Source organism: Planctobacterium marinum (assembly GCF_020687805.1).
GTDB lineage: Bacteria > Pseudomonadota > Gammaproteobacteria > Enterobacterales > Alteromonadaceae > Planctobacterium > Planctobacterium marinum.
In genome coordinates this window covers 623,920-644,152 of the sequence record NZ_JAJEWQ010000003.1, presented here as the reverse complement: position 1 = coordinate 644,152, position 20,233 = coordinate 623,920, and the positions used below count along the sequence as shown (strand labels likewise).

Annotated in this window: 21 protein-coding genes; 19 read left to right on the top strand and 2 right to left on the bottom strand. The window is 45.6% G+C overall.

The window, feature by feature from the left end:
* Positions 1-11 precede the first annotated feature (11 nt).
* From flhF to rfbA, 15 genes are all read left to right on the top strand, one after another.
* Positions 12-1,400 carry a flagellar biosynthesis protein FlhF gene (flhF, locus tag LJ740_RS12530; protein WP_229529429.1) on the top strand — a complete coding sequence of 463 codons (1,389 nt, stop codon included), beginning with the start codon at positions 12-14 and terminating at the stop codon, positions 1,398-1,400.
* A complete protein-coding gene (locus tag LJ740_RS12525; RefSeq protein ID WP_229529428.1) occupies positions 1,397-2,263 on the top strand; it encodes a MinD/ParA family protein in 867 nt (288 codons plus the stop codon). The genes flhF and LJ740_RS12525 overlap by 4 nt, the downstream gene beginning before the upstream one ends.
* Positions 2,260-2,985 carry an RNA polymerase sigma factor FliA gene (locus tag LJ740_RS12520; protein ID WP_229529427.1) on the top strand — a complete coding sequence of 242 codons (726 nt, stop codon included), beginning with the start codon at positions 2,260-2,262 and terminating at the stop codon, positions 2,983-2,985. The genes LJ740_RS12525 and LJ740_RS12520 overlap by 4 nt, the downstream gene beginning before the upstream one ends.
* A gap of 43 nt (positions 2,986-3,028) precedes the next feature.
* Positions 3,029-3,412: a chemotaxis response regulator CheY gene (gene cheY / locus LJ740_RS12515; protein WP_229529426.1), complete on the top strand. Its 384-nt coding sequence runs from the start codon at positions 3,029-3,031 to the stop codon at positions 3,410-3,412.
* 33 nt (positions 3,413-3,445) lie between these two features.
* On the top strand, positions 3,446-4,204 hold the full coding sequence (locus LJ740_RS12510) for a protein phosphatase CheZ (RefSeq protein WP_229529425.1): 759 nt from the start codon (positions 3,446-3,448) through the stop codon (positions 4,202-4,204).
* Between the two features lie 14 nt (positions 4,205-4,218).
* Positions 4,219-6,480, top strand: a complete 2,262-nt coding sequence (locus LJ740_RS12505) for a chemotaxis protein CheA (protein WP_229529424.1) — start codon at positions 4,219-4,221, stop codon at positions 6,478-6,480.
* Positions 6,481-6,512: 32 nt separating this feature from the next.
* A complete protein-coding gene (locus LJ740_RS12500) occupies positions 6,513-7,640 on the top strand; it encodes a protein-glutamate methylesterase/protein-glutamine glutaminase (RefSeq protein WP_229529423.1) in 1,128 nt (375 codons plus the stop codon).
* A 62-nt stretch (positions 7,641-7,702) separates the two neighbouring features.
* Positions 7,703-8,482, top strand: a complete 780-nt coding sequence (locus LJ740_RS12495) for a ParA family protein (RefSeq protein WP_229529422.1) — start codon at positions 7,703-7,705, stop codon at positions 8,480-8,482.
* Complete coding sequence (locus tag LJ740_RS12490; RefSeq protein ID WP_229529421.1) at positions 8,479-9,225, top strand: chemotaxis protein CheW; 747 nt, start codon at positions 8,479-8,481, stop codon at positions 9,223-9,225. Before LJ740_RS12495 ends, LJ740_RS12490 begins: the two co-directional genes overlap by 4 nt.
* Before the next feature lie 32 nt (positions 9,226-9,257).
* On the top strand, positions 9,258-9,749 hold the full coding sequence (locus LJ740_RS12485) for a chemotaxis protein CheW (RefSeq protein ID WP_229529420.1): 492 nt from the start codon (positions 9,258-9,260) through the stop codon (positions 9,747-9,749).
* A 69-nt stretch (positions 9,750-9,818) separates the two neighbouring features.
* Complete coding sequence (locus LJ740_RS12480) at positions 9,819-11,171, top strand: phosphohexomutase domain-containing protein (protein ID WP_229529419.1); 1,353 nt, start codon at positions 9,819-9,821, stop codon at positions 11,169-11,171.
* Positions 11,172-11,179: 8 nt separating this feature from the next.
* Positions 11,180-12,607 (top strand): mannose-1-phosphate guanylyltransferase/mannose-6-phosphate isomerase, encoded by a 1,428-nt coding sequence (locus LJ740_RS12475; protein ID WP_229529418.1) that lies wholly within the window; start codon positions 11,180-11,182, stop codon positions 12,605-12,607.
* 45 nt (positions 12,608-12,652) lie between these two features.
* Positions 12,653-13,117, top strand: coding sequence for a DUF2802 domain-containing protein (locus tag LJ740_RS12470; RefSeq protein WP_229529417.1), 465 nt, complete (start codon positions 12,653-12,655; stop codon positions 13,115-13,117).
* A 107-nt stretch (positions 13,118-13,224) separates the two neighbouring features.
* Entirely contained in the window at positions 13,225-14,271 is a 1,047-nt protein-coding gene (gene rfbB, locus LJ740_RS12465) for a dTDP-glucose 4,6-dehydratase (protein WP_229529416.1), read from the top strand.
* Complete coding sequence (rfbA, locus tag LJ740_RS12460; protein ID WP_229529415.1) at positions 14,261-15,142, top strand: glucose-1-phosphate thymidylyltransferase RfbA; 882 nt, start codon at positions 14,261-14,263, stop codon at positions 15,140-15,142. The genes rfbB and rfbA overlap by 11 nt, the downstream gene beginning before the upstream one ends.
* 53 nt (positions 15,143-15,195) lie before the next feature.
* On the opposite strand, the gene LJ740_RS12455 is transcribed toward rfbA, so the two are convergent.
* Positions 15,196-15,510: an EscU/YscU/HrcU family type III secretion system export apparatus switch protein gene (locus LJ740_RS12455; RefSeq protein ID WP_229529414.1), complete on the bottom strand. Its 315-nt coding sequence runs from the start codon at positions 15,508-15,510 to the stop codon at positions 15,196-15,198.
* A gap of 1 nt (position 15,511) precedes the next feature.
* Positions 15,512-17,791, bottom strand: a complete 2,280-nt coding sequence (locus tag LJ740_RS12450; RefSeq protein ID WP_229529413.1) for a flagellar hook-length control protein FliK — start codon at positions 17,789-17,791, stop codon at positions 15,512-15,514.
* Between the two features lie 173 nt (positions 17,792-17,964).
* Between LJ740_RS12450 and ccmA the strand changes: the two genes are divergently transcribed.
* The 4 genes from ccmA to ccmD are packed head-to-tail and all read left to right on the top strand — an operon-like array spanning position 17,965 to position 20,223.
* On the top strand, positions 17,965-18,588 hold the full coding sequence (gene ccmA / locus LJ740_RS12445; RefSeq protein ID WP_229529412.1) for a cytochrome c biogenesis heme-transporting ATPase CcmA: 624 nt from the start codon (positions 17,965-17,967) through the stop codon (positions 18,586-18,588).
* The gene (gene ccmB / locus LJ740_RS12440; RefSeq protein WP_229529411.1) at positions 18,588-19,253 is read left to right on the top strand and encodes a heme exporter protein CcmB; all 666 of its coding nucleotides are present in this window, start codon (positions 18,588-18,590) and stop codon (positions 19,251-19,253) included. The genes ccmA and ccmB overlap by 1 nt, the downstream gene beginning before the upstream one ends.
* Positions 19,253-19,999: a heme ABC transporter permease gene (locus tag LJ740_RS12435; RefSeq protein ID WP_229529410.1), complete on the top strand. Its 747-nt coding sequence runs from the start codon at positions 19,253-19,255 to the stop codon at positions 19,997-19,999. The genes ccmB and LJ740_RS12435 overlap by 1 nt, the downstream gene beginning before the upstream one ends.
* A gap of 2 nt (positions 20,000-20,001) precedes the next feature.
* Positions 20,002-20,223: a heme exporter protein CcmD gene (gene ccmD / locus LJ740_RS12430; protein ID WP_229529409.1), complete on the top strand. Its 222-nt coding sequence runs from the start codon at positions 20,002-20,004 to the stop codon at positions 20,221-20,223.
* Positions 20,224-20,233: the final 10 nt, after the last annotated feature.

The following is a 20,233-nucleotide window of genomic DNA, read 5'->3' as shown; positions in this document are numbered from 1 at the left end:
GAGGTGATGAAATGAAAATTAGAAGATTTTTTGCGAAAACAATGCACGAGGCCTTAAATGAGGTTAAAGCGGAGCTGGGCGGTGATGCGGTTATCATGTCCAATAAAAAAGTCGCTGACGGTGTTGAAATTGTTGCCGCCTATGATAATGAGCCTGTCAAAAAGCCCGCACCCAAAATGACAGAGTCGCAACAGGCACCCACTTTGGCGAAACCCTCGGGCAATGGGACGCCTACGTTGAGCGAAATTATTGGCGATTCCGGCGCTGACAGCCTCAAAGAGCTATTGGAAAAACAAGGTGTCGCCGGATTCAGCAGTGAACCTGAAACCAATACCTATTCGAAAGCAAAAACACAACTTGTTGCAGAACCCGCGCGTCCGGCGGTAGCCAGTGCGGCCGCACCAGACAGCATGCAACAGGTTAAAGAAAAACCATCCCAGAATAATTCGACTTCAGTCAGTCTGCAATCAGGTGACAAAGCGATCCAATCTATTCAGGAAGAGTTGAGATCATTGCGCAATGTGTTGCAATTCCAGGTAGGGGGACTTCTAAAACAGGAGCATCGCAGAGGTCATCCGTTGCAATCTTATTTAGTTGACCGCCTGGAAGCCATGGGCATTTGCTCTGAACTGGCTGAAGATGTGGTTTCCTACGCGCCGGAAAGTGCCAATGAAAGAGAAGCCTGGTTGTTTATCCTCAAACTTTTGGCTAATAGACTTAAGACAACCCGTAACGATATTCTGACGCAAAGTGGCGTGATGGCATTTCTTGGTCCCACAGGCACAGGAAAAACCACCACCATTGCTAAACTGGCGGCTCAGTATGCAAAACGTTACGGCGCTGATCAGGTTGCACTGGTAACAATCGACAGTTACAGGATTGCGGCGTATGAGCAGTTAGCCACGTACGGTAAAATTATTGGCTGCACGGTTAAAAAAGCAGCAAACGCACAAGAGTTATCCGACGTTTTATATCAATTTAGGAATAAAAGGTTAGTATTAATTGATACAGCTGGTTTTGGACAGCGAGACACAAGATTAATCAAGCAGTTAGATACTTTAAATGAAGCATCTTGTGCTAATATCAAAATGTACATGGTATTGCAGGCCAACACGCAAAGACACGTCATGGAGCATACTTTGCGTATTTATAATAAATTGCCGGTACAAGGTTGTATCTTTACCAAAATTGATGAATGCTTCTCCTTAGGTGAGGCTATCAGTGTCGCAATTCAGGAAAGATTACCGGTTGCTTATTTGACTGATGGACAAAAGGTGCCAGAAGATATAAAAATAGCAGATGCGAAATATATAATTTCATTGGCAGCAAAGCTTTATAAAAAATATGAATTGCCGCATACTTCAAAACAAAGAACAGTACATTCAGCAGTAGCAGTATGATTGAGGACCAGGCGAGTAGTTTAAGAAAAATGAGCCAAAATAATTTAACAAAAGTCATAGCAATAACCGGTGGTAAAGGCGGTGTAGGGAAAACTAATGTCACCCTGAATACCGCAATTGCAATGGCTAAGCTGGGTAAAAAAGTACTGGTTCTTGATGCTGACCTGGGTCTGGCTAATGTCGATGTTATGCTGGGATTACGGGTAGGCAAGAACATATCCCATGTATTGTCTGGCGAGTGCTCCCTAGAAGATATCCTGATTGAAGGCCCGCACGGCATCTTAATCGCACCTGCCACCTCCGGCACGCAAAACATGGCCGAGTTGTCACCCACCGAGCATGCTGGTCTAATTCGGGCATTTAGTGAGTTAAAAATTCCAATTGATGTACTGCTGGTCGATACGGCCGCAGGTATCTCTGATATGGTGTTGAGTTTTTCCCGTGCCTCGCAAGATATTATGATGGTGGTCTGTAACGAACCCACCTCCCTGACAGATGCATACGCTCTGATGAAAATACTGAACCGCGATCACGGTGTCTTTAAATTTAAGATCGTGGCTAATATGGTCAGAAATGCCAGAGAAGGTCAGGAACTTTACGCTAAACTGTCAAAAGTGACTAACCGATTTCTTGACGTCGCGCTGGAACTGGTGGCTACCGTACCTTATGATGAAAACATCCGGAAGGCAGTGCGCAAGCAAAAAGCCATTGTTGACGTATTTCCCGGATCACCGGCAGCGCTTGCAATTACCCACCTGGCTAAGCAGGCGCTTTCCTGGCCGATCCCGGCGCAACCTGGTGGTCATCTGGAATTTTTTATTGAACAACTGGTCAAACGGCAGGCAGCGAGTAATCAGGCGTGAACAGCAAAGCAAACGCTTACAAACAACATGATGACAAAAGGTTACTTGTCGAAAAACATGCACCTTTAGTTAAGCGTATTGCTCATCACCTTATGGCCCGACTTCCCGCCAGTGTTCTGGTCGAAGATTTAATACAAGCCGGTATGATTGGTTTGTTAGAAGCATCGCGAAATTTTGACGGTACCAAAGGGGCCAGTTTTGAAACCTTTGCCGGCATCAGGATCCGTGGCGCGATGCTGGATGAAATTCGCAAAGGCGACTGGACACCCCGCTCGGTACACAAAAACGGTCGTGCTATCGCTGAAGCCATCAGTGAAGTCGAACGCGAAATTGGCGGTGACGCCAAAGATGTTGACGTTGCTGAAAAAATGCAGGTGTCACTGGCGGATTACCATCAGATGTTGTCCGAGGTAAATGCCGGTAAGATAATTGGCATAGAAGATTTAGGTGTTACCGAAGACGTACTGACCACCGATAAGAACAAAGGGGAAAATACTCCCTTTGACGACCTGATGGAAGGTTCCTTCCAAAAGGCACTGGCAAATGCAATCACAACTTTGCCAGAACGTGAGGCAATTGTTTTGTCTCTGTACTATGATGAAGAACTGAATTTAAGAGAAATTGGTGAAGTGCTGGATGTTAGTGAATCCAGAGTGAGCCAAATTCATAGTCAGGCTATGCTTAGATTGAAGTCCAGAATGCAGGCATGGCAAGCTGGATAGCGTATAATAATAAAATTTGATTGAATCCTCACTGGAGGCGGTTTTGGATAAAAACATGAAAATTCTCGTTGTTGATGACTTTTCTACAATGAGACGAATCATCAAAAACTTGTTGAAAGATCTCGGCTTTACCAATGTCCAGGAAGCTGATGATGGCAGCACGGCTTTGCCAATGCTACAACAAGGTGATTTTGATTTTGTAGTCACCGACTGGAATATGCCAGGCATGCAAGGTATCGATTTGTTGAGAGCAATTCGGGCCGATGACAAGCTGAAGCACACACCGGTATTGATGGTTACTGCCGAAGCGAAGAAAGAACAAATTGTTGCTGCTGCCCAGGCCGGTGTAAATGGTTATGTTGTTAAGCCGTTTACCGCTGCTACGCTAAAAGAGAAGCTCGACAAAATTTTTGAGCGTCTTGGTTAGTTCAGGACAGTCCTGAGATAAAACGGAGCTGAAATGACTAATGAGAAAAGCTCTCCCATTTCGCTTGAAGATGCTAAGCAGTTAGTTGCATTTTTAGAGCAAGGGGATGATGAGGCCGCCAGGGCCTTACTTGAAGCCAGCAAAATCCAGGATTCCATGGAGTTATTTGCTGAGGTGGGTAAATTGACCCGCCAACTTCACGATTCATTGAATACCTTTAACATTGATTCGCGAATCGTTGATCTCGCAAACGAAGACATCCCGGATGCACAAACTCGCTTGAATTACGTTATCGAAACGACAGAGCAGGCTGCAAACAGAACCATGGATGCAGTTGAAAGTAGTATGCCGATAGCCGAAAAGATCAATTCAAGCATCAGCCATATTCTGCCTGAGTGGAAAAAACTCATGACCCGCCAGCTGGAACTCGGTGAATTTAAGTCACTTTGCCATGAACTTGACGGTTTTTTGGAACAAGCCAGTAAAGATTCTTCGCAATTGAACGATTTATTAACTGAGGTTCTGATGGCGCAAGGGTATCAGGATCTGACCGGGCAGGTTATTCGGCGCGTAATTCAACTGGTAAAAGAAGTTGAAGACAGTCTCGTTAACATGCTCACTGTGTTTGGTGAACCTGAAACCGAGCTTAAAAAAGTCGTCGGCAAAGTAGAAAAATCGAAGAAGGCAGATGCAAGTGAAGCAGAAGGCCCGATTATTGACGCTGCGGACAGAGATGATGTCGTACAGGGACAAGACGATGTAGATGATCTGCTTTCGAGCCTGGGTTTTTAACGTGGAGTTGATGCATGTCGTTTGATGTTGACGAGGATATACTTCAGGACTTCCTGGTGGAAGCCGGAGAAATTCTGGAACAATTACAAGAGCAACTCGTCGATCTGGAAAATAATCCTGAAGATGCGGATTTGCTTAATGCAATATTCAGAGGCTATCACACCGTAAAAGGTGGAGCGGGTTTCCTGTCGCTAACCGAATTAGTGGATATTTGCCACGGCGCAGAAAACGTTTTTGACACTATGCGAAACGGTCAACGTCGACTGACGCCGGAACTGATGGACGTCATCCTTCAGGCGACCGATGTGGTTGTTGAGATGTTTGAACACGTCAAAGCAAGAGAACCACTCCAGGCGGCTGATCAAACCTTGCTGGATACATTACATAGGTTAAGCCAACCGGAAAGTGCTGATGAAGCCGCTGCACCGGTCCCGGCCCCTGAAGTACCGGCTGTTGACGATACAGACGACGATGATGACGAGTTTTTTGATTTTGACACTGACAGTGTCAGCGCAACTGACGACGGCGGTATTGATGAAATTACCGAAGATGAATTTGAACAACTATTAGACGAATTGCACGGTTCCGGTGGTGCACCAGGTAAAAAAGAAGAGGCCGCGGCTTCAGCGAAGCCAGCTCCGGTTGCGGATAGTGCCGGCGGTGATGAAGACATCACCGATGAAGAGTTTGAAGCGCTGCTTGACCAGTTGCATGGAAAAGGCAAGTTTGCCGGTGAATCCGATTCCGGCAGTGCACAACCAGCGAGCGCACCGGCGCCTGCTAAGGCTCCGGCACCAGCATCTGCAGTCGCTGTAGGTGATGACGACGATATCACCGATGAAGAATTTGAAGCGTTGCTTGATCAATTACACGGATCAGGTAAAGGTCCCGGTGCCGAGGAGGCAGACAGCAAACCTGTGACGCCTGCGCCCGCGCCAAAAGCCGCTTCGGCCCCTAAACCTGCTCCGGCACCTGCGCCTAAAGCAGCGCCTGCTCCCGCTCCAGCCGCTGCTGCGCCAAAAGCTGCTCCGGCGCCTGCGCCAGCTAAAATGGAGCCAGCAGCTAAGAAAGAAGATAAAAAAGCTGCCGCTGCGGCGCCACCTGCAGAAACCACAGTCAGGGTTGATACAAAACGCCTGGATCAGATCATGAATATGGTGGGTGAGTTAGTGTTGGTGCGCAACCGGTTACTCAGCCTCGGCATTAATCTTAACGATGAAAACATGTCGAAAGCGATCGCGAATCTGGATGTCGTCACCGGCGATCTTCAGGGTGCGGTTATGAAGACCCGAATGCAGCCCATTAAGAAGGTTTTTGGCCGTTTCCCCAGAGTTGTACGCGACCTGGCCCGAAGCCTGAAAAAAGATATCGCACTGGAACTGAAGGGTGAGGAAACCGATTTAGATAAAAACCTGGTTGAAGCTCTGGCGGATCCGTTGGTTCACCTGGTGAGAAACTCAGTCGATCACGGTATTGAAATGCCTGATGACCGTGTCGCTTCAGGTAAACCGGCACGAGGTACTGTGACCCTGGCAGCCTCCCAGGAAGGTGATCATATTTTGCTAACCATCGATGATGATGGTAAGGGAATGGATCCGGAAAAATTAAAAGAAATCGCCATTCGGCGTGGTGTTTTGGATGCCGACGCAGCTGCCAGAATGTCGGATGTTGAAGCGTTCAACCTGATCTTTGCACCAGGTTTCTCCACCAAGACCGAGATATCCGATATCTCCGGACGCGGTGTGGGCATGGATGTGGTTAAAACCAAAATTAACCAGCTGAACGGCTCTGTGAGTATTGATTCCGAGCTGGGTAAAGGAACCCGCCTGGAAATTAAGGTGCCGCTGACGTTGGCTATTCTGCCGACATTGATGATTATTGTCGGTGAGCAGACGTTTGCACTGCCGCTGTCCTCAGTTAATGAAATTATTAACATGGACCTAAGTAAAACCAATACGGTTGATGGACAACTAACCATGATTGTGCGCTCTAAGGCGATCCCGTTGTTTTATTTACGCGAGTGGCTAAGGCGCAAACCAGGTGAATTAGACAGAGCATCTGGGCATGTTGTGGTCGTTCAAATTGGTACCCAACAAGTGGGTTTTGTCGTTGATTCATTGATTGGTCAGGAAGAAGTAGTAATTAAACCCCTGGATGCGTTATTACAAGGTACTCCGGGAATGGCGGGGGCGACAATCACCAGTGATGGTGGTATTGCACTGATTCTGGACATACCCAGCTTGTTAAAACGCTATGCAAAAAAGGCTTTAAAGTAGGTAAAACCAAAACTGCGAAATGACTATCTGTAATGCCATATAAAGTCCTGGTTGTTGATGATTCCACTTTCTTTCGCCGGCGGGTTTCGGAAATATTAAACCAATCCCCTGATTTGGAAGTTGTCGGGGATGCCCGCAATGGGAAAGAAGCCATTGAATCAGTGAAGCGGCTGAATCCCGATGTCGTTACTATGGATATCGAGATGCCGGTTATGGATGGTATCAGTGCGGTTAAAGAGATCATGCGGTCTCAGCCGGTACCCATCATCATGTTTTCGTCTCTGACTTACGAAGGTGCTCAGGCGACACTGGACGCGCTGGAAGCCGGGGCGATGGACTTTTTACCTAAACGGTTTGAAGATATTGCCCGCGACAGAAAAGAAGCGGTGGATCTGTTACAACAGCGGGTCAAGGCATTAGGGCCACGTAAATTACGCATGAGAGCAATGCGTGCGCCAGCATCAAGTCCGTCGGAAAAAAGCGCACCTACGTCATTCTTTTTAAGACAACGCAAAGACAGCACTGAACTGGTAAAAGAGCCCGTTACAAGTTCATCTGTTGGTAGTGCTTACAGGGCGTCAGGTAAGCGCTATAAATTGTTAGCTATTGGCACCTCCACCGGAGGACCAGTGGCCCTGCAAACGATTTTGACAAAGTTTCGCGCCGATTTTCCGCATCCTATATTACTGGTGCAACACATGCCGGGTACCTTTACCTCTGCGTTTGCCGAAAGGTTGAACAACATGTGTGAAATCAAGGTTAAAGAAGCTCAAAATGGTGATGTACTTACACCTGGTGTCGCTTATCTGGCGCCGGGCGGACGACAGATGCTATTGGATGGTACTGCAGCCAGAACCACCATTACCATTACCGATGTACACAATTCTGATCTGGTTACTTACAAACCCAGTGTGGATCTGACGTTTTCTTCTGTTGCCAGGCTGTATGGCGGAGAAGTCCTTGGTATCATTCTCACCGGAATGGGCGCTGACGGAAAAGAAGGTTGTAAAAAACTTAAAGCTCGTGGTGCGACTATTTGGGCGCAAGATGAGCGTTCCAGTGTGGTCTATGGTATGCCGCAAGCGGTTGCCAGTGAAAAGATTGCCGAGAAAAGCATCGCACTAATGGATTTTGCAGAAATGATTCAGAAAGAGATGTAATTCAGTCATAATGCACAATTACTTATCACATTATATTAATTGTCTTTAAAGAGCCCGTATTCGTGATCATTTGGACTGTAGCAAATCAAAAAGGTGGCGTTGGAAAAACCACCACCACAGTGACCCTCGGAGGATTGTTAGCACAACGAGGTGAGCGGGTGATTTTGGTGGATACTGATCCTCATGCCTCGCTGAGTTACTATTTTGGAATTGATTCTGAAGAATTAAGCGCCAGTGTTTACGATGTTTTTCTGGCAGGTAAAAACCTCACCAAAGATCGCGTACTGGATTGCCTTTGTCCTACAAAATTAGACTCGCTGTTTATCTTGCCTGCGACTATGGCATTAGCAACGTTAGACCGAAAGTTAGGTTCGCAAGGCGGTATGGGATTGGTGTTAAAGAAAGCGCTGCACCTGTTAAAAGACGAATTTGATTTTGCGTTGATCGATTGTCCGCCGGTATTGGGGGTGCTAATGGTCAATGCACTGGCCGCCTGTAGCCGTATTCTGGTGCCGGTACAAACCGAGTTTCTGGCACTGAAAGGCCTGGACCGTATGATGCACACGCTGGAGATAATGGAAAAATCTCAAAATACCAAATTTAATCATACAATTGTGCCGACTATGTACGACAAGCGTACTAACGCCGCGCTGGACGCCTATAAAAAACTACGGGCCACTTATGGTACGTCGGTCTGGTCGAGCGTAATACCCGTGGATACCCGGTTCCGGGAGGCCAGTCAGGCACAAACGCCACCTTCGGTATTTTGTCCTAAATCCAGAGGGGTTTTTGCGTATAATAGTCTACTCAGTTACGTTGAATCTATGGAGCCTTCCCGATGAGCGGGTCCTTTGCGAATGAAGATGTGATGGAAGAGTATCTCTCTGCTTTGCTGACAGAGGATCAAGCCCCGTCTGAAGATACTGTACAAAAGCAGGCAGTTGCCCGGTTATTGGAAGGGGTTAAGCCGGAATTGCCAAAGGCGGCACCTTCGGTAGAAAAGCCGCTTCCAGTTATTGAAACAAAAACTGCGCCAGTAATTGTACCAACACCGGCAGAGCCGAAAGTTGAAACGCAACCGGAATTGCAGACTGAGCAAGGTGCCGGCGGCGGCGACACAGAGATCAATGAGCGGGTCATAGCCGGCAGTTTTCAGTCGTTGTTTTTTAATGTTGCAGGATTAACCCTGGCGGTTCCTTTGACGGAATTAGGCGGAATTCACAACCTGGAGAAGCCCGGTCCATTATTCGGAAAGCCTGACTGGTTTATGGGCGTCATGCTTTATCGTGAAGAAAAGTTGAATGTGGTCGATACAGCAAAGTGGGTGATGCCCGAAAAGTGCAATGAAATACTGGAAGATTCGATAAAATATCAATATCTTATCATGTTAGGCGATAGTGGCTGGGGATTAGCCTGTGAAGAGTTGGTTAATACGGTAACATTGCAGTCTGAAGATGTTAAGTGGCGAGACATTGGCGGTAAGCGCCCCTGGCTTGCCGGCATGGTTAAAGAAAAAATGTGTGCTATGCTCGATGTTAAGCAATTGATTAAAATGCTTAATAAAGGGCTTGGTAGTAACGATTAACAGGTTAACACGCTTATACTGGAGCACCTCATATGAGTGATGAAAGAAGTTCAAATACAGCTGAAGATTTAAACGACGAGGTACTGCAATGGGTAACCTATCGTTTAGGAGAAGAAACTTACGGTATTAATGTAATGCAGGTGCAAGAAGTATTGCGTTATACCGAAATTGCCCCTGTACCGGGCGCACCTGATTATGTATTAGGTATTATTAATCTGCGTGGTAATGTCGTCACTGTCATTGATACCCGTGCCAGATTTGGTCTTCCACCGACAGATATCACCGATAACACTCGTATCGTGATCATTGAGTCTGACGAACAGGTGGTCGGTATTCTGGTGGACAGCGTGGCGGAAGTGGTTTATCTGCGTTCTTCAGAAATCGACAGTGCACCGAATGTAGGCACCGAAGAAAGTGCTAAGTTTATTCAGGGCGTTTCTAATCGCGATGGCGAATTACTCATTTTAGTGGACCTTAATAAATTACTGACCGATGACGAATGGGACGAAATTTCCAAGATGTAATCATCGGACTGATGTTGATTATCAGTGCTAAGCCGTCTTTGGGACGGCTTTTTTGTGTTGGAGTAAAATGTGGCGTGTTTTAAGAAATACGACATTCGCGGTGTTGTTGATGTTGAATTAACCGAAGAAATAGCTTTTCGGGTGGGACAATCTCTGGCAAAGGTAAAATCAGCGGCGAGCGCTGTGATAGGTTGTGATGCCAGGGAATCCAGCCCCAGGCTGAAGCAGGCACTGATAAAGGGGCTGCTACACCAGGGCGTTAAGGTTTATGACATCGGCCAAACCGGTACTGAGGAAGTGTATTTCGCCTGTCAGCATTTAGACACGGATTTGGGAATCGAAGTCACGGCTTCCCATAACCCCATTGAATATAACGGCATTAAATTTGTAGGTAAGCAGGCAAGGCCTTTTTCAGACGATGAGTTTTTACAGGTAAAACAATACACTCAGGACGAGTGCTTTCCATCTGTGGCGGTAAAAGGAACACTGGAACTTTATAATCATTTGCCAGCTTATGTGGCTCACCTGATGAGTTACATTGTTCCGGTCAAAGTGAAGCCATTAAAAATAGTAGTGAATGCCGGCAATGGTGTGGCAGGGCATGTAATAGATGCCCTTGAAGAGGCTTTTGCACTGAATCAGATACCCATCCAGTTTAGTAAACTTTTTCACGAACCTGATGCGACCTTTCCCAATGGTATACCAAATCCTTTGTTGGAAACTGACCGTTATAAAACCACTGTGGAAGTTCTTGAGCATAAGGCTGATTTTGCAGTTGCCTGGGACGGCGACTTTGATCGCTGTTTTTTGTTTGATGAGCAAGGTAAGTTTATTGATGGCATTTATATTGTCGGGCTATTGGCAAAATCTTTTTTACTGGATAACCCCGGCGGCACTATCGTTCACGATCCCAGAGTATATTGGAATACCCGGGATATCGTCGAAAAGTATCAGGGCAGGTTGGTGAAAAGTCTCACCGGTCATGCCTATATCAAAGCTGCGATGCGCGAAAATGATGCCATTTATGGCGGAGAGATGTCTGCCCACCATTATTTTAAATCATTTGGTTATTGCGACAGTGGCATGATCCCCTGGATGTTAGTAGTAAAATTGTTGAGTCAAAGCGGGAAGACGCTGTCTGAGGAAGTGGCCGCAATGAGACAACAGTTTCCTGCGTCGGGTGAAATCAATTTTAAAGTTGCGAATGTCACAGATGAATTAGATAAAGTGATGCTGGCATATCAGAAAAAAGCCAAAAGCTATGATACATTCGATGGCTTAAGCATGACATTTGAAGATTGGCGATTCAATTTAAGAGGCTCTGCAACAGAACCGTTACTCAGACTCAATGTAGAATCACATCGCAATGCGGGATTAGTAAAGCAGAAAGTGTCTGAAATTTCGTCGTTAATAGGAAATTAAAAAAAGAAATGACGTTACCTAAAGAAAAACAAAGCGTAATCCCGGTGATCCTCTCCGGCGGCGCCGGTACCCGATTGTGGCCAATGTCGAGAAAACAATACCCCAAACAGTTTATCGACATAACGGGGGCGGGTAATACCATGTTGCAACTGGCTGCAATGAGAACCCATTCTTTTGGTGATCCAATTATAGTTTGCAGTGAACAACATCGTTTTATTGTAGGAGAACAATTACAGGCCGTGGGCATTACACCACGGGCAATCATATTAGAACCCGTTGCCAGAAATACGGCGGCCGCCATTGCTACTGCGGCTCATGTGGCCAGGGGAATTGATGAAAACGCTATAATAGCGGTATTCCCTGCCGATCATATGATCAATGATGTTAGCGGGTTTACTAAGGCGCTGGAGCAAGGAATCGAAATCTGTCAAGGTGGTTATCTGGTTACCTTTGGCGTCACACCTGATAAACCAGAGACTGGATACGGCTATATTCATACTTCTGACAAGCCGGTTGGCAATGGCTTTGAAGTAAACCGGTTTGTAGAGAAGCCTGACCTGGATACCGCATGCAAATTTTTAGCGGATGGCAATTATCTGTGGAACAGCGGCATGTTTATGTTTTGTGCTGATGTATTGTTAGCCGAACTCAACCAAACCGAAAGTCGCATTGTAGAGAATACTGCTCAGGCGATTGCTGTTGCGAAGCAGGATCTGGACTTTTTAAGACTGGACCCGGAGGCTTTTGCGCAATGTGAAAATATTTCCATAGACTATGCGTTAATGGAAAAATCAGACCGCGTGGTGTCTGTTGCCTTGGATGTGGGCTGGAGCGATATAGGCAGTTGGGAGTCTATCTGGCAACAGGCAGAAAAAAATCAGGACGATAATTTGCTGATTGGAGATGTTATCAGTCAGGATAGCTCGGGCTGTCTGGTGCATTCTCACGAAAAACTAACGGCGATAGTGGGCGTGAATGATCTGTTGATTGTTGATACCGACGATTCCTTATTGATTGTCGATAAAAAAGCGTCGCAGGGTGTTAAACAGGTGGTGGAATTACTGCAACAACAGGGCCGAAAGGAGCGTTTGCATCACCGGATTGTGCACCGACCATGGGGCAGCTATGATGCCATTAAAAACGGTGAACGCTATCAGGTTAAGCAGCTATTGGTGAAACCCGGCGCCTCATTATCCCTGCAACTCCATCATCACCGGGCTGAACATTGGGTGGTGGTTGAAGGTACCGCTCTTGTGGTTTTAGGCGAAGAACAAAAAATTCTTGCGGAGAATGAGTCTATTTATATTCCGGTGGGAGTAAAACATCAACTGAGCAACCCGGGCAAACTGCCACTGAAGGTGATCGAAGTGCAAAGTGGTGCTTACCTGGGTGAAGACGATATTGTTCGCTTTGAGGATATCTACAACAGAGAGTAGTATGGTGATTAAACCATTGATTTGCGCTGATAAAGAGGATTGATAATGGAATTTTGGGTAGCCAACAAAGCGATTGTCATAGCTATCGGTGCTCTGCTATTCAATGTGGTTGTTTGGGGGATTTTTGCTCTCAAACAACGGACTGAAAATGCGCGCATTGCTGCGCTGGAAAGTGAAATTCGCAACCTCAAGCAAAAACAGAAACAACAGGAAGAGTTTCTCAATGAGCTTCGAATGGCGACTCAGGGCATGTCACAAAAACTCACTTCACTGCAACACAAAGAACCGGAAGACATGGTCAGACAATTTGAGTTTAATGAATTGCAGCAAAATGTGCAGGCCTTACAGAGTAAGCTGCAAACATTGGAGACCGAAGACCCTAATTCCCGTCTCTACACCAAAGCCAGTAAATTAGTGGCTTCCGGCGCCTCCATTGAAGAAATTATGCAGGAGTGTGACTTACCTCGCGCGGAGGCCGAGCTGGTGATGAGCCTTCACACAGCAAAATGAGCCAATCCAATATGTAAAGCGGTTTTTTTTATATGATTAAATTAAAGCTAGAAATTCAAATGCAAAGTTGTGAAATATCGCAATAGGGACAGGGTACATTAGGGGTTATGGAAAATTTAAAAAGAATAATTGTAACTGGCGGTGCTGGTTTTATTGGTTCCAGGTTGGTGAAAAAGTTGTTATCCACAACCGAATTTTCAATATTAAACATAGATAAACTGACCTATGCAGGGACAAATCATACACATTCCAATGCAGTACGTAGTGATCGTTACCAATTTTTTAAGGCTGATATATCTGACAAAGCAAGAATATCTGAAATTATTAACCACTTTAAACCTGACGCAATTATTAATTTAGCTGCTGAATCTCATGTCGATAGGTCGATCAGCGGGCCTGAGGTTTTTTTGCAAACTAACATAATGGGCACATTTGTATTGTTGGAAGCTGCTCGGGAGTATTGGGAAAAGCTAAGAGGAAAAAACCGAGAATCTTTTACTTTTTACCAAATATCCACTGATGAAGTGTTTGGTGATTTGAGTAGTGGTGCCCCTGCAATGGTTGAAGAAGGACGTTATAATCCTAGCTCACCATATTCAGCAACTAAAGCGTCCGCCGACCATTTGGTCAATGCCTGGTATCGGACGTATGGGCTGCCAGTGAAGTTGAGCTTCTGTACTAACAATTATGGTCCATACCAATATCCCGAAAAGTTTATTCCTCTTATGATAAACAATGCCATTCAAGGAAAAGAACTACCGTTATATGGAGATGGTAGTCAAATCAGAGATTGGTTGTATGTCGATGATCATGTAAATGCGATTATTTCCATTATGTTAAACGGAAAAATCGGGCAGAGTTATAACATAGCCGGCAATAATGAAATCACTAATCTTGAAATACTCAATCATCTTTGCATTTTATTGGACCAGATGATGCCATCAAAAGAGTCCTATGTAGATCAGATCCAGTTTGTCCAGGATCGCCCTGGGCATGATCGTCGTTATGCTTTGGATGACGGTAAATTACAACGAGAATTGGGGTGGAAACCGCAAGTGAGTTTAATGTCAGGACTCAAATTGACCATCAAATGGTACCTTAAAAACCAAATCTGGATTAAGAACGCACTGGAACATAAAACAAATGGACTATAAGGGAATCGTTTTAGCAGGAGGAACTGGTGGGAGAATGTATCCGGTTACCAAAGGCACAGTAAAACAATTACTACCGGTTTATGACAAACCGATGATTTATTACCCTTTGTCGGTACTTATGTTGGCTAACATTAGAGAAATTCTCATCATCACAACCGCAAGAGATCAGGCTTTATTTAGAGAATTGTTGGGGGATGGGACTCGATTTGGTGTGAGTTTAACTTATGCGGTTCAGGAAGAACCCAATGGCATCGCTGAAGCTTTCAAAGTCGGCGCCAATTTTATTGCTAATAGCAAGGTTTGTCTCATCTTAGGCGACAATATATTCTATGGGCAAGGCTTCCTTAACAAGTTGGAGTCAGCAATGGAATTTGAGAATGGAGCTTCGATTTTTGGTTATCAGGTTAAAGACCCTGGAAGATTTGGTGTAATAGAATTTGATAATGAACGCAAGGTATTGTCATTAGAAGAGAAGCCGGAATTTCCCAAAAGTCGATTTGCAGCAACAGGCTTATATTTTTTTGACAACGATGTCGTTGAAATCGCTAAAACTATGGAACCTTCGGAGCGAGGAGAACTGGAGATTACAGATATCAACAATTATTACTTGCGGCAAAATAAATTGAGGGTTCAAATTCTAGGGAGAGGGTTTGCGTGGCTGGATGCAGGCACGCCAGATAGTTTGCTTAAGGCCAGTCAATTTGTTCAGACCATTGAAGAAAGGCAAGGTTTTAAGTTAGCTTGTCTGGAAGAAATGGCCTACAGAAAAGGATGGGTTAGCAATACTGAGCTAATTCGATTGGGTAAAGAGGTTGATTATTCTGAGTACGGGCAATACTTACTTGAAATTGCAAGGGAGACTCAACATTGATTTGCGTGTAAGTCTAAGATCTCCGTTATTTTGAGATTGAACGTTAGCTATTTCTATGTTTTATAGGATAACTGTCCCGGTTTCGGCTGCCAATTTTCCGGGGTCTTACCCTGTAGCAGATAAGAAAAAGCAATGAGTTCGGCAATGACGTAATAGAGATTTTCTGGAATTTCCTGTCCCAGATCCATGCGGGCCAGGAGTTCGCTTAAGAAGGGATCTTCGTGAACCAATACCCCACTTTGTTTCGCCAGGCTGACGATCTCATCGGCTAAATCCCCAAACCCTTTGGCTACTACAGTCGGTGCATCACTACCGTCATACTTTAGTCCAACTGCACGTTTGTTTTGTTTATCTGAATCTGTATTCATATCAGGCTCTGGTTTGCAATATCTGATAAGGGTTTTGCGCTAGTTGCTCAGGAATATGACCGCGTTCACAGCGACCAATTTCCAGGTTGAGCCCCAATGTGTCGAAGCGTTTTTTTAACGACGGAAGATATTCCATTACGGTGTCTTTGAGCGAATCGTTGGATGCATAAAAGTCTACTTTGATAGCGTCGTCATTGACTTTTGTTTTGGTTAACAGTTCGCCCAAATCGCCTACCGGCAGTTTCATCGTGAGTAACCAGGCTTTGTTGTCGGTAGTTTTATTGTGCTTGTCCTGCTCCTCAGGCTTGTCCCGGGTAATTAAAATTTCAGGGCTGGCATGTTGTTCACTTTGTCGAAACGGCAACACATAATAAAAGGCTTCCTGGCCTTGCAAGGTACGCTCTGCGTTTTGCAGTTTTTGTTTTGAATGGTGATTAACCAGATCTCCCAACATCTTTACCAGATTGTGCTTTTGATCAATCTGAGATAAGTCTTTTACACCTGTGCCTGACGTTTTGCCAGTCGTGGACTGTTTTCCACTGCCGGCAACAATATTGCTGATGTTGTTTGCTATTTTCTCAGTGAGTTCGTTATTGTTGCGACTCAGTCGTGCCGCCAGAGATACTTGCAAAAGATTAATTAAACCAGCCACCATGCCACCTGCGGGAGGAGATATTATACTTACCGGTGTAATGGGAAGTGCCGGGGATTGTAATAGTTGACGGATAGATTGCATGTCTGGTAACGATGTGGCTGCTTTATTCACATCGGTTCCAGAGGACGATACCTGTTTGCGAACAAAATGCTTTAGCTCTTCATTCACATTCAGATTTTTTAGTATTTCATCCACCGCCGGTGCGAGTTTTTGTAACTGGGTTTCTGAGCTGTTGGTCACTTGCTCGGATAAGCCGCGAATGGTGTTTAAAACCTGATTTGCCTGACTGCGCAGGGCTGCTGATATTACTTCTGGTTTTATAGTCGAAGTGGGTGATGATGGCGGCTGTGATGATTCCCGGGTAGTACTGAGTGATACCATCAATTTTTCAATATTCTTAAGTACCAATTCCTGCATGTTGGGCATGGAACTGGATTGCAGTGTTTTTAACGTCTGTAATATTTGTTGTGCAGCATTGGATAATTTAGGTGCTTTTACATCATTGTCGCTGTTTGGTTCCGGAGCTGATTTTACGCTCTGTGTTTGCTGCTGTTTTTGTTCGCTGATTTTTATTTCCGGAATCACTTTGTTTACGTTAAGTTGGGTAAACTGTTTTTGGCTTTCTGCAATTGTTTTATCAATATCCGGTGACACCGGTTGTGCTTGCCTGTCGTGAGGTATTTTATAGGTCATGGCTTGGCTCTTGTCTGAGACCGGATTTGCCGATGAAAGATTATTAGCCGTGACTTTTGCTTGTGTCGCGCGCTCCATCGACGGGGTGTCAGTTAACGTCTGAAGATTTTGCATTAATTGTCTCAGTTGATTCATCTGAGCTTTTTCCAATGGAATTGTGGCCAGTGGTTTGGTGCCAAAATCCAGTTGGACAAGTAACCGGTCTTCCTGGTTACGTACTTGTATCCTTGGAATAGATTCGGGCAGCTGGCTTTCGGTGAGTTTATTCAGCACCGGGTGAACGGCTTGTCGTCCGTTGGAAGACAATTCCAGCGTTTTGTTAGGTGTAACCTGTTGTAATATTTTTGCGACGTCTTCGGGTGATACTCTCAATGACTCCTGTGTTGCGCCTGCGTTTATCCTGGCTTCCCAGCCAAGTGTGCCAGCGTGAACTTGCAGTTTAAGCACTTCTTGCAGGGTATATCGTTGTGGTGATTTGACCGGCAAGTTCAAGGTCTCGCCATTAACACTGACCTGGATACTACTGGCCTGAATAGCAACAACATTCGCCTTAACCTCTACCGGTGTTGCGATGTTGGCGGGATTTTGGGTGATTTGCTGCAGTAACAATTGAGATTGCTGAGGTGTCAAAGCAATGCGTTGTTTGAGGTATTTGGCACTAATATCGAGCAAATTTGCTGATGTGTCAGGATTTAACTTAAAGGATATTGCTTTACCTGATTCAAGGGGCAAGGGTATCTTTGGCGCGGGTACTGTCAGCTTGCCTGTTGCTGTGCTTAAGGTGAGCTGGGCGTTGCTGGTCTGTTGTACTATAGCCACAGTGCCTGTACTACTAACCGACTGAAAACTGGACGATAGTGTGCCTGTCGAATTTGAATTCGAGGCTTGTTGAATATTTGCGGTTACAACACCAGAACCAGAAAACGTGCTCATACGTACAGTCTATCGGCATTTGTAATAAATTACTGAATTTTCAGTTCTTACAATTTTAAATTGTAGTGGAATTGTCATTCTATATCAGAACACAGAAGAAATTATTGCTATAGCATAAAAATACCCGGCAGAAATATGGTATATTCTCGCGGCATTAATTAGGAGCATTGGGCTTGGATCGTCTCACCGTTTCAGATCTGCAGTGTATTAAACAAGATCGAGAACTTTTTTCGCAGTTGTCCTTTCAGGTATGTAGCCGGGAGGCATGGCACATCGTCGGAGACAATGGGGCGGGTAAAACCAGTTTATTGCGCATTGTGGCCGGTTTATCGCAGGCTCAGCAGGGGGCCGTTCACTGGAATGATGAGCCAATTTCGCAATGTACTCAGGACTACAACCGCAGCTTATTGTATCTGGGGCATAAGTTGGCGTTAAATCAACACCTGAGTGCCATCGAAAATCTGAAATTCTGGGCCGGAGTTCAGCAACTGGCCGAGACAATCGATCCTTATCCGCTGCTTGCAACATTAGGACTGGCAGGGCTTGAGGATATCCCTGTGGCCAATCTGTCTGCCGGTCAACAAAGACGGGTGAGTCTGTGCCGTATCTGGATGAAAAAGGCGAGCTTACTCATTCTGGATGAACCCTTCAATGCATTGGACGTGGACTCAAGAGCGTTGCTCGAAAACAAACTTCGACAACATATTAGTGAGGGAGGCATGTTGTTGTTTACCTCACATTGGCAGTTGGCATCAGATATCAAGATCAAGGAACTGCGCCTGGAGTATCAACTCTGATGCACCCGATCTGCGCCATATTCAAAAAAGAATTTTCACTGCTGGCAAAAGGCAGCGCCGAAATGATGATGCCGCTGCTGTTTAGCGTGATTGTCGTCAGTTTGTTTCCTCTGGGTGTTGGCCCCGGTCCTGATACCTTGCAACTAATTGGCCCCGGGGTCATTTGGGTGGCTGCCTTGCTCAGTGCACTGTTAGGGCTTGAGCATTTGTTCCGCGACGATTTTCAGGATGGTACGTTAGAGCAATATTTATTGTCACCAGCCAGTCTCACCATGATGCTGATGACACGTCTTTTTTGTCACTGGTTGTTCGTTATTGTTCCTTTGATTTTGATTTCTCCCTTGCTGGCTTTGTTTCTTAACCTGACGCTCAATATGTACTGGGCGTTACTCTGTACCTTATTGGTAGGCACGCCGCTGTTAAGTCTGGTTGGCGCCATTGCCGTGGCACTAACCTTATCTATCAACAAGGGCGGTGTGTTACTGGCGGTGTTATTGTTACCGGTATTTATCCCGTTACTAATTTTTGCTACTGCAGCCATCAACAATGCCGCGCTGCAATTGACCTGGTATGGGCAATTAGGCATTATCGGCGCCATGTTGATTTTTGCTCTTGCGCTATGTCCCTACGCAATTAGTTATGCTATCAAAGTGAGTCATCATTAATGTGGAAATGGTTACATCCTTACGCTAAGACAGAAGCCACTTATAAATTGGCTGGTCAACTTGCCCCCTGGTTTCTGCTGGTGGGTGCTTTTGCACTGCTTATTGGTACCCTATGGGGATTGCTGTTTGCCCCTGCCGATTATCAGCAGGGGGATGCGTTCAGAATTATCTATCTGCACGTGCCTTCTGCCATCTTGTCGATGGGGTTCTATTCCGGGATGGCAGTCTGCGCTTTCATTGGTTTGGTTTGGCAGGTAAGAACTTGCTATATGGCGATTGTCAGTATCGCCCCCATCGGGGCCTGCCTGACATTTATCGCTCTTTGGACTGGAGCTACATGGGGTAAACCCATGTGGGGCACCTGGTGGGTGTGGGACGCCCGGCTGACATCGGAATTGATTTTGTTGTTTTTATATTTCGGCGTAATGGCACTTTATGCCAGCTTTCAGGATAAGCTTCAGGGCGGCAAAGCGGCTGCTGTGATGGCGCTGGTGGGGGTTATTAATCTGCCAATTATTCACTTTTCGGTAGAGTGGTGGAATACCCTGCACCAGGGGGCCACAATAACCAAATTTGCCAAGCCTTCAATGGCACCTGAAATGCTGTGGCCCTTATTGTTAAATATAGTGGCATTGGCCATTTTGTGTGCCGGATTGGTGTGTCGCCGATTGCAAAATGAGATCTTTTTGCGGGAAATCCGACGACCCTGGGTGATAAAAATGGTGAAAAAGGCAGGGGTGAAGTAGTTATGCAGTTTGCCAGTATCGGTGAGTTTTTTGCCATGGGCGGTTATGGATTCTATGTCTGGATGGCGTTCGGTATTTCATTTTTCTTACTCATTGTCATGTGGTTTGCAGGGCATTGGCAAAGCAAGTTGCTGTTTAGTAAGGCGCAACAGGAGCTGGCCCGGGCACAGAGAATAAAAACCGCCAGAGCTGCGAAAAAGTCCAGTCAGCCAGATAATTCGTAACCATTAAAAT

Excerpts from the sequence above, each read along its gene's own strand:
- LJ740_RS12470 (WP_229529417.1), top strand. The coding sequence starts at position 12,653 with ATGGAATTTTGGGTAGCCAACAAAGCGATTGTCATAGCTATCGGTGCT.
- LJ740_RS12475 (WP_229529418.1), top strand. The coding sequence starts at position 11,180 with ATGACGTTACCTAAAGAAAAACAAAGCGTAATCCCGGTGATCCTCTCC.
- ccmB (WP_229529411.1), top strand. The coding sequence starts at position 18,588 with ATGCACCCGATCTGCGCCATATTCAAAAAAGAATTTTCACTGCTGGCA.
- LJ740_RS12485 (WP_229529420.1), top strand. The coding sequence starts at position 9,258 with ATGAGTGATGAAAGAAGTTCAAATACAGCTGAAGATTTAAACGACGAG.
- ccmD (WP_229529409.1), top strand. The coding sequence starts at position 20,002 with ATGCAGTTTGCCAGTATCGGTGAGTTTTTTGCCATGGGCGGTTATGGA.
- LJ740_RS12435 (WP_229529410.1), top strand. The coding sequence starts at position 19,253 with ATGTGGAAATGGTTACATCCTTACGCTAAGACAGAAGCCACTTATAAA.
- LJ740_RS12455 (WP_229529414.1), bottom strand. The coding sequence starts at position 15,510 with ATGAATACAGATTCAGATAAACAAAACAAACGTGCAGTTGGACTAAAG.
- LJ740_RS12525 (WP_229529428.1), top strand. The coding sequence starts at position 1,397 with ATGATTGAGGACCAGGCGAGTAGTTTAAGAAAAATGAGCCAAAATAAT.
- LJ740_RS12500 (WP_229529423.1), top strand. The coding sequence starts at position 6,513 with ATGCCATATAAAGTCCTGGTTGTTGATGATTCCACTTTCTTTCGCCGG.
- flhF (WP_229529429.1), top strand. The coding sequence starts at position 12 with ATGAAAATTAGAAGATTTTTTGCGAAAACAATGCACGAGGCCTTAAAT.
- rfbB (WP_229529416.1), top strand. The coding sequence starts at position 13,225 with ATGGAAAATTTAAAAAGAATAATTGTAACTGGCGGTGCTGGTTTTATT.
- LJ740_RS12490 (WP_229529421.1), top strand. The coding sequence starts at position 8,479 with ATGAGCGGGTCCTTTGCGAATGAAGATGTGATGGAAGAGTATCTCTCT.
- rfbA (WP_229529415.1), top strand. The coding sequence starts at position 14,261 with ATGGACTATAAGGGAATCGTTTTAGCAGGAGGAACTGGTGGGAGAATG.
- LJ740_RS12505 (WP_229529424.1), top strand. The coding sequence starts at position 4,219 with ATGTCGTTTGATGTTGACGAGGATATACTTCAGGACTTCCTGGTGGAA.
- LJ740_RS12510 (WP_229529425.1), top strand. The coding sequence starts at position 3,446 with ATGACTAATGAGAAAAGCTCTCCCATTTCGCTTGAAGATGCTAAGCAG.
- LJ740_RS12450 (WP_229529413.1), bottom strand. The coding sequence starts at position 17,791 with ATGAGCACGTTTTCTGGTTCTGGTGTTGTAACCGCAAATATTCAACAA.